Below are 11065 nucleotides of genomic sequence, written 5' to 3'. Positions count from 1 at the left end.
GATCACGACGATATCTATAGCGGGAAAATTCGTGAGGCCGAAAGTGACGAAGAAATGCAACGCCGTATTAAAAATTATCGCCCAATGCCAACTAATCACAGCACCATGCCTGAGCATGTTGAATTCATGAAACGTGTCGTTGCTTACGATCTGCCGGTTGGCTTCTGCGGCAGTTATACGCGAGAGAACTGGATCAAGTTGATTAAGTTGGCGGACTGGGCCAGGTCCGACCTGTACTTCGAGACGGGGAAATTGGACGCGCTGCCGCCTCAGCCGCCCGAGATTGACCGTGAGACTGTCAGTGAGCAGATTCGCAAGGGCGATGAGGAGCGAATCAAGCAACATAAAACTTATGGCGGGGCATAACGCTGGCAATAATCAACACAACTTGAAGGAAACCAGAATGAACATTATCAACATCATCGGCATTTTCGTACTCGCCATCGGCGCAGGCGGATGTGCAAGCGATAGCTTGCCAAGTCAGGAGGGGGAGTCATCGCCTCGCCCAAAATATGATGTTCCTCCACAAACGATTTATAGAATTGATGACCATCGTTCTATTGTGTTGGAAGACTATGACAAATGCTATGGGGATGGTTACTTCGTCGATGCAAAAGCGAACATCCGCACCAAATTATGGAGAGGCAATTTCACCAATTATGCGGGTCGTCTTATTGTGGATGATTCTGATGAAATGAATATTGTCGTTCCTTCGGCTGCAAATTCTTATTGTGGAGATAGGGGCTGCAATGTTCCTTTGCTGTATTCGACCGACGGAGGCAGGACATTCAAAGCCATGAATTATATGCAGAGCTATCGCCCTTCTAAAGCCTCTGAAAACTACTCCATTCTCGTCGCCAAGGATGGGTTTTATGTGGTGAAGACGACCGAGTATGGGAAAGGAAAGATTGATAACGCCGTCACTAAATATCCGTTAGCGCCCGGCATTGAATACGGTACTGTCACCGGGCTTCCAAAGGGATATCACATCGAATATCTCTCGAATAAACCGCTGCCACCGTTGCGAACCCCTTCCGGCCAGGAGCGTTTCACCTGTGACGCCAGCATCCGCCCCAGCAATTTGCCCAAAGAAAAATAGCTGTATTGATGACCAGAGCGCAATCTCGGCGAGTACAGCACCATGCCTGAGCATGTGGAATTCATGAAGCGCGTTGTCGCCTACGATTTGCCGGTTGGCTTCTGCGGCAGTTATACGCGGGAGAACTGGATCAAGTTGATTAAGTTGGCGGACTGGGCCAGGTCCGACCTGTACTTCGAGACGGGGAAACTGGACGCGCTGCCGCCCATGCCGCCCGAGATTGATGGTGAGACGGTTAGTGACCAGATACGCCAAGCAGACGAAGAGCGGATCAAGAGCAATAAAACGTACGGCGGTGCTTAATGAAAACAACAACTTTGAAAGAAAAGATGATGGATGTGATCAAGATCATGGGCGCAATGCTGTTCTCCATCGGTGTAGCTGGGTGTGTTACTGAATTGCCCGAACTCGCTCAAAGGAACTATCCACCAGCCAAATTCGACGTCCCACCACAGGTGCTGTACAAAATCGATGACAACCGGTTTATCTCGCTTGAGAACTATCAACAGTGTTTTGGTGATACCTACTATATCGACAAGAAATTAGGAATTCGCGAAGAACTGGGGCGCGGTGGCATTGAACGCTATCGCGGCCGTCTCATCATCGACGATCCGACCGGAATGAACATTGTCATTCCTTCGGCACCACCCGGCAGTTGCGGCAGCCGTGGCTGCAATGCTTCCTTGATTTATTCCACCGACGGCGGTCGCACCTTCAAGGGCATGGTCTATATGAATCATCCTAATCCGGAAAAAGCCTCTGAAAACTACTCCATACTCGTCGCCAAGGATGGGTTTTATGTGGTGAAGACAACGGAGTATGGGAAAGGAAAGATTGATAACGCCGTCACTAAATATCCGTTAGCGCCCGGCATTGAATACGGCACTGTCGCCGGGCTTCCAAAGGAATATCACATCGAATATCTCTCGAATAAACCGCTGCCACCGTTGCGAACCCCTTCCGGCCAAGACCGTTTCACCTGTGATGCCAGCGTCCGCCCGAGCAATCTTCCCAAAGAAAAATAGCTGCATTGATGACCAGAGCGCAATCTCGACGAGTACGGCACCATGCCGGAGCATGTTGAATTCATGAAGCGCGTTGTGGCCTACGATTTGCCGGTTGGCTTCTGCGGCAGTTATACGCGAGAGAACTGGATCAAGTTGATTAAATTGGCGGACTGGGCCAGGTCCGACCTGTACTTCGAGACGGGGAAATTGGAAGCGTTGCCACCCCAGCCGCCCGAGATTGCCCCTGAAACGGTTAGTGAGCAGATTCGCAAAGCCGATGAAGAGCGGATCAAGAGCAATAAAACGTACGGCGGTGCTTAATGAAAACAACAACTTTGAAAGAAAAGATGATGAATGTAATCAAGATCATTGGTACTACGCTGCTTTCCATCAGCGTCGTTGCGTGCGCGAGCAATACCATTTCAGATCAAAACAGTAAGCCGGATTTCATCCCCAAATGGGACATCGCGCCACAAGTTATATATCGGATTGACGACCATCGATTTATTTCTCTGGAAAATTATGATCACTGTTTTGGTGATACGTATTTCAACAATACAAAGGAAAATATTCGCACTCAACTTGGACGAGGCGGTATCGAGCTGTTTCGTGGTCGTCTTGTGATCGATGATCCAACCGAAAAAAATCTAGTGTTTGCCTCGGCTTTCCCTGGAGGTTGCGGTAGCCGTGGTTGTGATGCTGCATTAATTTACTCCACCGATGGTGGCCGCACGTTTAAAAGTATGTATTACATGAATCATCCCGATCCGGAAAAAGCCTCTGAAAACTACTCCATACTCGTCGCCAAGGATGGGTTTTATGTGGCTGAAAAGAGAAGCCAAACGACTGATTCTACGTACGTGATCAAATACCCTCTCGTACCAAATATTGACCTTGACAATCCTTACCCAGAAGGCGTTAAAGGGGAGGGTTTCGCTCTTTCAAAAAAATCTCTCCTACCATTACGAACCCCTTCCGGCCAAGACCGTTTCACCTGTGACGCCAGTATCCGCCCCAGCAATTTGCCCAAAGAAAAATGACTGCATTAAGGTTGCATACCGATCCGGCATGCAACCCTTACTGGGGCGGCGGCCTCTTCCAGAACGGCACAGACGTTGACGCGCCGCGAAGGCGCAGGGTATCTGGTGCCTCGGGTGGTGTTTTAAGAAAAAGCACCCGGCTTGCCAACGCAGCAACTTGCCGGAGGCAGCCGCCTCCGGCAGCTTTATAAGCCGTCTTATCTCTTCCCTCTGGCGTCCCTCTTCCCCGGCCGCATAATAGGCTCCTTCAAGCACAAGGAGACCATCATGTCCGCGCCTCTTCCCTCCCGCGTCCTCCATATCGCCATCGCGCGCAGCGTGCAGGATGTGTATCGCTTCGCATCCGATCCCGAAAACATGCCGAAATGGGCTTCCGGCCTGGGCCGAGGCATTCGGCACGTTGACGGCAAGTGGTACGCCGACACGCCGGAAGGCAAACTGGAAGTCCGTTTTGCACCGGCCAACGATTTCGGCGTGCTGGATCATGAAGTGGTGCTGCCTTCGGGCGCGAGCGTCTTCATTCCCATGCGCGCGGTCGCCAACGGCGACGGTTGCGAGCTGACCTTTGTCTTATTCCGCCAACCCGAGATGAGCGAGGAGAAATTCGACGAGGATGCCGCCTGGGTGACGCGCGACCTGGAGGCGCTCAAGGCCCTGCTGGAAGCCTAAATTGGGCTCTATCGCGCCGCCAAGCTGACTGTATAATGCCAAACCAACACGGGCCGGCGGCACGCCTGCCGGCGCAAGACGGTTTGAGAAGACTTCCCCGAACGCACTGAACCTGTCGTTTTCCTGCGGGAAAACACGGGCACCGAACAATTTATGCAAAAAGCTCATAAACCGATCGAAATCAAGATCTCCACAGTGGTCGCCATTTCCGCGATCCTGCACGAAACCGATCCGGCGGCGCTGGATAAAGCCCTGAAGGACATGACCGGCGGCGTGTCCGACTTTTTTGAAGACGAATTCGCGGTGCTCGACATCGGCGCCCTCGATGCTGCCGGCGCGGGCATCGACTGGGCTGCGCTGGTGGCCTTGTTCAAGCGCTATCGCCTCAATGCCGTGGCCGTGCGCAACGCGCCGGAAGAACTGCATGCTGAAATCGCCGCGCAAGGCCTGTCCATCGACGGCGGCGCACCGCGCCCGCAACAGCAGGAAGCTGCGTCGGCAGCGCCGGTTGAGGAAGCGCCGAAGCCTGCCCCCGCACCAGCGGCGGCTGCGCCGGTGCAAGCTCCTGCGGCGCCGGCCGCCGCGACCATGATCATCGACACGCCGGTGCGCGCCGGCCAGCGCATTTATGCGCGCGGCGCCGATCTGGTTATCATGGCGGCAGTCAACAACGGCGCGGAAATCATCGCCGACGGCAGCATCCATGTGTATGCGCCTTTGCGCGGCCGCGCGCTGGCCGGGGCCAGCGGCAATACCGGCGCGCGCATCTTCGCGGCGAGCCTGGAAGCGGAACTGGTGTCGATTGCCGGCGTCTACCGTACCTTTGAGAACGGACATCCGCCCGAACTGGCCCAGCAACAGGTGCAGGTGCGCCTGACCGGCGACCGCATCGACGTATTGCCGATCAATACCAGCAAATAATTTTGCATTTAATTATCAAATCTGAATTTCTAAGGAGTCTTTTGTGGCAAAAATCATCGTTGTGACATCCGGTAAAGGCGGCGTCGGCAAAACGACGTCGAGCGCCAGTTTCGCATCGGGTCTGGCTTTGCGCGGACACAAGACCGTGGTTATCGACTTCGACGTCGGCCTGCGCAATCTCGACCTGATCATGGGCTGCGAACGCCGCGTGGTGTACGACCTGATCAATGTCGTGAACCAGGAAGCCTCGTTGAACCAGGCGCTGATCAAGGACAAGCACTGCGACAACCTGTTCATCCTGCCGGCCTCGCAAACCCGCGACAAGGACGCGTTGTCGGAAGAAGGCGTGGAGCGCGTGCTGGCCGACCTCAACAAGATGGACTTCGAATACATCATCTGCGATTCGCCGGCCGGCATCGAACACGGCGCCGTGATGGCGCTGACCTTCGCCGACGAAGCGATCATCGTGACCAATCCGGAAGTGTCCTCGGTGCGCGATTCCGACCGCATCCTCGGCATCATCCAGGCCAAGTCGCGCCGCGCCCTGAGCGGCGGCGAGCCGGTCAAGGAACATCTGCTGATCACCCGCTATTCGCCCAAGCGCGTCGAAGCCGGCGAAATGCTGTCGTACACTGATGTCCAGGAAATCCTGCGCATCCCGCTGATCGGCATCATTCCCGAGTCGGAATCCGTGCTGCACGCCTCCAACCAGGGCAATCCGGCCATCCACCTGAAAGAGACCGACGTTTCCGAGGCTTACCAGGACCTGGTCAGCCGCTTCCTCGGCGAAGACCTGCCGCTGCGCTTTACCAGCTACGAAAAGCCGGGCTTGCTCCAGCGTATTTTCGGAGGTAAATGACATGGCTTTGCTTTCTTTCCTGTTTCCGCCCAAGGCGAAAAGCGCCACGGCTGCCAAGGAGCGCCTGCAGATCATCATCGCGCGCGAACGTGGCGGGCGCCAAGGCCAGGGACACGATTTCCTGCCGGCCTTGCACAAGGAACTGATTGAAGTCATTTCCAAGTACACCAAGGTCAACGCCGACGACATCAAGATTTCGCTCGACCGCCAGGGCAACCTGGAAGTGCTGGACGTAAACGTGGTGCTGCCGGACGCCGACGCGCCGTAAGCCTGCAACATCGCTGTGCCGGACACGTTCGGCGCAGCGTTCCCGGCGTGCATGCGCCGTTCTTCTGCGGAAACGGTTCTTCCTCTTCCCGCCATGAACATTTCCATCTTCAGCCACGTCGACGCCGACATTGCCTTCATTGCGCGCAGCCTGCCCGCGCACGATTGCCACGGCGTGAAGCAACGCGCCGACGTACGGCGCGCGCATCCGCACTTGCTGATCGTGGACGTCGCCAGCGCCGGAGCGCATCTGGCGGAGATCGTGCAGATTGCACAGACGCAGGCGCCGCCTATCCCGGTGTTGCTGCTGGCCGGCGATACGCCGCAGGAACTGGCGCAGATCGACGGCACGATCGAGACCGAATTCAAGCCGCTGCGCCGCCATGCCGTCGCCGCACGCGTCAGGCTGCTGCTGCGACGCGCCTATCCGGAGCATGACGAACGGCAAATTCAGCGGTTCGGCGATTATGCGTTCGAATCGCCGGCGCATGTCGTCATCCATGCCGGACGCAACGTCGCGCTGACGCAGAAGGAATTCGCGCTGGCGATTTTGCTGTTCGGCAACCTGGGCCGGCCGCTGTCGCGCGTCTATCTGCAGGAAACCGTATGGGGACAGGAAGACGAAAATGAAGTGCCCACCCGCACCATCGATACCCACATCTCGCGCGTGCGCAGCAAGTTGCGGTTGAAGCCGGAAAACGGTTTCCGGCTCAGCACGGTGTACGGTTACGGCTACCAGTTGGAGCGGCTGGATGCGCCGCCGCTGAAGAAATAACGCGTGACGCCTGCTTCCCGCAACGCCCATTTCCTGACGCGTCTGGTTGTTTACCGGAACGGGAACAACCGGAAAGTTGGTAGCGGGAAATTGTTTTCCATATGACAAAACTTGTCTTGTTTCCCCCTGCCCATAGTCAGCATAAATAGTCTTTATTGATACACTTCAAAACCCCTTGACCCGCAGCGGGTATAATATTCAATTGATATTTTTCCTATTTTCACGCTGTCGAGCTCTGTAAACCCATACCAGCCATGCACCTGCTTGCCGTCGGACTCAACCACACTACCGCGCCGCTTTCCCTGCGCGAAAAGGTGGCATTCCCGGCCGACCAGATCGGCCAAGCGGTGGCGTCGGCGCGCGCATGGTTCGGCCGTGCCGACCTGACGTCCAATCTGGCGCAAACCGGTGAAGCGGCGATCCTGTCGACCTGCAACCGCACCGAGCTTTACGCCGCGAGCACGGCAGCGAACGGCGGCGTGGATGCCGCCATCGACAGCACCGCGCATTTCCTGGCCGATTACCACAAGCTTTCTTACGCCGAACTGCGCCCTTTCCTGTACGCCTTGCCGCAAGACAATGCCGTGCGCCATGCCTTCCGCGTCGCCTCCGGGCTCGACTCGATGGTGCTGGGCGAACCGCAGATCCTCGGCCAGATGAAGGATGCCGTGCGTCAGGCGGATGCCGCCGGCGGACTCGGCACCTATCTGCACCAATTGTTCCAGCGCACCTTCGCGGTCGCCAAGGAAGTGCGCAGCACCACCGAGATCGGCGCGCATAGCGTGTCGATGGCCGCCGCCGCGGTGCGTCTGTCGCAACGGATTTTCGATTCGATCGCCAAACAGAATGTGTTGTTCATCGGCGCCGGTGAAATGATCGAACTGTGCGCCACGCATTTCGCGGCGCAGAACCCGAAATCGCTGACCGTGGCCAACCGCACGCTGGATCGCGGCGAGACGCTCGCGCACCGCTTCAACGGCTCGGCGATCCGCCTGGCCGATCTGCCGACGCAACTGGCCAGGTTCGACATCGTGGTGTCCTGCACCGCCTCGTCGCTGCCGATCATCGGACTCGGCCTGGTGGAACGCGCGGTCAAGGCGCGCCGCCACAAGCCGATTTTCATGGTTGACCTGGCCGTGCCGCGCGATATCGAATCCGAGGTCGCGCGTCTGGACGACGTCTTCCTGTACACCGTCGACGATCTCGCGTCGGTGGTGCAAAGCGGCGTCGAAAACCGCCAGGCTGCCGTAGCGCAAGCCGAGGCCATCATCGAAACCCGCGTGCAATCCTTCATGCACTGGATCGACAGCCGCGCCGTCGTGCCCGTAATCCAGGACCTGCACGATGCCGGCGAATCGCTGCGCATGGCCGAACTGGAACGCGCGCGCAAGATGCTGGCCAGGGGCGACGACATCGACAGCGTGCTCGACGCGTTGTCCAAGGGCCTCACCGCCAAGTTCCTGCACGGCCCGCAACAGGCGCTGCATCACGCGCACGGCGACGAGCGCACCCAGTTGGTCCAATTACTGCCGCAACTGTTCCGCACCAAACGTTAGCGGCTCCGTCCGCTTGCCGTGTCCCCGGACATCGGCGCCTCCCCTGCCCGCCGCGCGGGCATCGCATCATTCCCCCATTTCACCTGAAGCAATCCCATGAAACCATCCATGCTCGCCAAACTCGACCAGCTCGCCGAACGGCTGGAAGAACTCAACAGTCTGTTGGCGCAGGAAGACGCCACGTCCGACATGGACAACTACCGCAAGATGACGCGCGAGCATGCCGAACTCGGCCCGCTGGTGGCGCTGTACCACACCTATACCCAGGCCGCGAACGACATCGCCACGGCGCAAGGGCTGCTGTCGGATCCCGACATGAAGGAATTCGCGCAGGAAGAAATCAACGGCGCCAAGACCCGCATGGAAGCGCTGGAATCCGACCTGCAAAAGATGCTGCTGCCGAAAGACCCCAACGATGAGCGCAACATCTTCCTCGAAATCCGCGCCGGCACCGGCGGCGACGAATCGGCGCTGTTCGCCGGCGACCTGCTGCGCATGTACACGCGCTTCGCGGAACGCAATCGCTGGCAGGTGGAAATGATGTCGGCGTCGGAATCGGAAATCGGCGGTTACAAGGAAGTCATCGTGCGCATCGCCGGTTTCGGCGCCTATTCGCGCCTGAAGTTCGAATCCGGCGGCCATCGCGTGCAGCGCGTACCCGCCACCGAAACGCAAGGCCGCATCCATACCTCGGCCTGCACCGTGGCAGTGATGCCGGAAGCCGACGAGGTCGAGGATGTCGACATCAATCCGGCCGACATCCGCATCGACACCTTCCGCGCCTCGGGCGCCGGCGGCCAGCACATCAACAAAACCGACTCTGCGGTGCGCATCACCCACATGCCGACCGGCATCGTGGTGGAATGCCAGGACGACCGCAGCCAGCACAAGAACAAGGCTTCGGCATTGAAGGTGCTGGCGGCGCGCATCAAGGACGTGCAACTGCGCGAACAGCAATCCAAGGAAGCGGCGACGCGCAAATCGCTGATCGGCTCGGGCGACCGCAGCGAGCGCATCCGCACTTACAACTTCCCGCAAGGGCGCGTGACCGACCACCGCATCAACCTGACGCTGTACAAGCTGGATTTCATCATGGACGGCGACCTCGAAGAACTGACCAACGCGCTGATCACAGAGCACCAGGCGGAGTTGCTGGCGCAATTGGGCGACGAGGAATAAGAGGCGCTTTTGCCGGCAATGCCGTTCAGTTAAGCTTTCTTCTATACGACCGTCGTCCTGACGAAAGTCAGGACCCAGCGTCGTATCGACGGTCTTCACGACACTAGCCCCAGCGTTCGCTGGGGCGACTGCTTTGCGGAAATGGGCTTAACTGAACGACATTACGCTTTTGCCAGGCATTGTTCAATGCGTTCGTCCAGTAGCCGCGCATTGTCGCGGCCTGTGGCACAATGCAGCGGCGCCGGAACCAATTTCGGCAGGCTCTCTCTGAGGTACAGCTTTATTCCAACAACATCAAATAGTTCATGCCATGAAATCCTCAAAACTCCTGTTGCTGTCGGTCGCCGTCATCTGCATCGCCCTGCTCGGCGTTGCGCTCTATCTCCAGATCGTCGAAGAAATGCTGCCGTGTCCGCTATGCATTATCCAGCGTTATTTCTTCGTCGCCATTGCCATCATCTGCATCATCTTCGCCTTCCTGCCGGCCGAATCGGCCAGGACCGGCGCCGGCCTCGGCCTGCTGGGCGCGCTCGGCGGCATCGCCACCGCCGGCTGGCACCTGTGGGTGCAGGCGCATCCCGGCACCTCCTGCGGCATCGATCCGCTGGAAACCTCGCTCAACACCATCCCGACCGCCAACCTGTTCCCGATGCTGTTCAAGGCCGACGGCCTGTGCGCCACGCCCTATCCTTTCCTCGGCCTATCGATTCCGCAGTGGTCGCTGATCTGGTTCGCCATCATCGCGATCCTGCTGGCGCGCCGCGTCTTCAAGCGCGGCTGAGCGATTTTGCGGTGAGCGATTTCACGGATATCGTGCCGGGCATCAGCCTGGCGGCAGCGCTCAACAATGCGCCGCTCGATATGCTGGAAAATCGCATCCTGATCGGCCATGCGTTGCAACTGACGCGCATCCAGCTCATCACCCAATCCGAACGCTTGCTTACCGGCGAGGAAGCAGCGCAACTGACCGCGCTGTTTCGCCGCCGCCTGCAAGGCGAGCCGATTGCCTACATCGTCGGCGAGCGCGAGTTCTTCGGCCTGGCGATGCAAGTCACGCCGGATGTCTTGATCCCGCGCCCCGATACCGAATTGCTCGTCGAGCTGGCGCTGGAACGCTTGCCGCAACAAGGCAAGGCGCTCGACATGGGCACCGGTTCGGGCGCCATTGCAGTGGCCATCGCGCACACGCGGCCGGATGTTTCCATGACGGCGCTCGACGTCAGTGAAGGCGCATTGAAAGTCGCCGCGGGCAATGCGCAGCGGCATGGTGCGAAGGTGGCTTTTTTGCGCAGCGACTGGTATGCCGCACTCGGCGATGTCGCACAGCCGTATCTGGATCTGATTGTTTCCAATCCACCTTATATCGTCGCCGGCGACGAACATCTTTCCCAGGGAGATTTACGCTTCGAGCCGATCGGCGCATTGACCGATCATGCCGACGGCTTGTCGGCGTTGCGGATCATTGCGAATGGTGCTCCGAAGTATTTGAAAGCGGGCGGATGGCTGCTGATGGAGCATGGCTATGATCAATCGGAAGCCGTGCGGGATGTATTGGCGCAGCGCGGTTTTGCGAAAGTGCAAAGCTGGCGCGATCTGGCGGGCATCGAACGCGTGAGCGGCGGAAAACTCGCGGTCGCTTCAAACTAAAACCACCGTCGTCCTGACGAAAGTCAGGACCCAGCGGCGTTCGTCG

15 protein-coding genes are annotated in these 11065 nt (G+C 58.0%); all 15 read left to right on the top strand.

Annotated elements, in window-relative coordinates; all coding sequences use genetic code 11:
- Positions 1-366, top strand: a 366-nt coding sequence (locus RV1423_RS18550; RefSeq protein ID WP_155835158.1) for a DUF3274 domain-containing protein, incomplete at its 5' end; no start/stop codon positions are given.
- Between the two features lie 37 nt (positions 367-403).
- A complete protein-coding gene (locus tag RV1423_RS18545; protein ID WP_034299804.1) occupies positions 404-1099 on the top strand; it encodes a hypothetical protein in 696 nt (231 codons plus the stop codon).
- Between the two features lie 63 nt (positions 1100-1162).
- The gene (locus RV1423_RS18540) at positions 1163-1402 is read left to right on the top strand and encodes a hypothetical protein (protein WP_155835157.1); all 240 of its coding nucleotides are present in this window, start codon (positions 1163-1165) and stop codon (positions 1400-1402) included.
- The gene (locus RV1423_RS18535; protein ID WP_034299801.1) at positions 1402-2124 is read left to right on the top strand and encodes a hypothetical protein; all 723 of its coding nucleotides are present in this window, start codon (positions 1402-1404) and stop codon (positions 2122-2124) included. Before RV1423_RS18540 ends, RV1423_RS18535 begins: the two co-directional genes overlap by 1 nt.
- Before the next feature lie 63 nt (positions 2125-2187).
- Positions 2188-2427, top strand: coding sequence for a hypothetical protein (locus RV1423_RS18530; protein ID WP_155835156.1), 240 nt, complete (start codon positions 2188-2190; stop codon positions 2425-2427).
- Positions 2427-3146, top strand: a complete 720-nt coding sequence (locus tag RV1423_RS18525; protein WP_034299799.1) for a hypothetical protein — start codon at positions 2427-2429, stop codon at positions 3144-3146. Before RV1423_RS18530 ends, RV1423_RS18525 begins: the two co-directional genes overlap by 1 nt.
- Positions 3147-3413: 267 nt before the next feature.
- Positions 3414-3815: an SRPBCC family protein gene (locus RV1423_RS18520; RefSeq protein WP_034299798.1), complete on the top strand. Its 402-nt coding sequence runs from the start codon at positions 3414-3416 to the stop codon at positions 3813-3815.
- A 153-nt stretch (positions 3816-3968) separates the two neighbouring features.
- On the top strand, positions 3969-4736 hold the full coding sequence (gene minC / locus RV1423_RS18515; RefSeq protein ID WP_034299796.1) for a septum site-determining protein MinC: 768 nt from the start codon (positions 3969-3971) through the stop codon (positions 4734-4736).
- A 43-nt stretch (positions 4737-4779) separates the two neighbouring features.
- The gene (gene minD / locus RV1423_RS18510) at positions 4780-5595 is read left to right on the top strand and encodes a septum site-determining protein MinD (protein ID WP_034299794.1); all 816 of its coding nucleotides are present in this window, start codon (positions 4780-4782) and stop codon (positions 5593-5595) included.
- Position 5596: 1 nt separating this feature from the next.
- On the top strand, positions 5597-5863 hold the full coding sequence (gene minE / locus RV1423_RS18505; protein ID WP_034299792.1) for a cell division topological specificity factor MinE: 267 nt from the start codon (positions 5597-5599) through the stop codon (positions 5861-5863).
- Positions 5864-5914: 51 nt separating this feature from the next.
- Positions 5915-6637 (top strand): response regulator transcription factor, encoded by a 723-nt coding sequence (locus RV1423_RS18500; RefSeq protein ID WP_155835155.1) that lies wholly within the window; start codon positions 5915-5917, stop codon positions 6635-6637.
- Positions 6638-6891: 254 nt separating this feature from the next.
- On the top strand, positions 6892-8193 hold the full coding sequence (gene hemA / locus RV1423_RS18495) for a glutamyl-tRNA reductase (RefSeq protein WP_034299790.1): 1302 nt from the start codon (positions 6892-6894) through the stop codon (positions 8191-8193).
- Between the two features lie 96 nt (positions 8194-8289).
- The gene (prfA, locus tag RV1423_RS18490; RefSeq protein WP_034299787.1) at positions 8290-9372 is read left to right on the top strand and encodes a peptide chain release factor 1; all 1083 of its coding nucleotides are present in this window, start codon (positions 8290-8292) and stop codon (positions 9370-9372) included.
- Between the two features lie 310 nt (positions 9373-9682).
- Positions 9683-10153 carry a disulfide bond formation protein B gene (locus RV1423_RS18485; RefSeq protein WP_034299785.1) on the top strand — a complete coding sequence of 157 codons (471 nt, stop codon included), beginning with the start codon at positions 9683-9685 and terminating at the stop codon, positions 10151-10153.
- An 11-nt stretch (positions 10154-10164) separates the two neighbouring features.
- A complete protein-coding gene (gene prmC, locus RV1423_RS18480) occupies positions 10165-11019 on the top strand; it encodes a peptide chain release factor N(5)-glutamine methyltransferase (RefSeq protein WP_034299783.1) in 855 nt (284 codons plus the stop codon).
- Positions 11020-11065: the final 46 nt, after the last annotated feature.

The organism is Herbaspirillum sp. RV1423, assembly GCF_000577615.1.
Lineage (GTDB): Bacteria > Pseudomonadota > Gammaproteobacteria > Burkholderiales > Burkholderiaceae_D > Herbaspirillum.
Note: the sequence above shows the minus strand (reverse complement) of the source record. Positions and strands in the feature narration are given on the sequence as shown.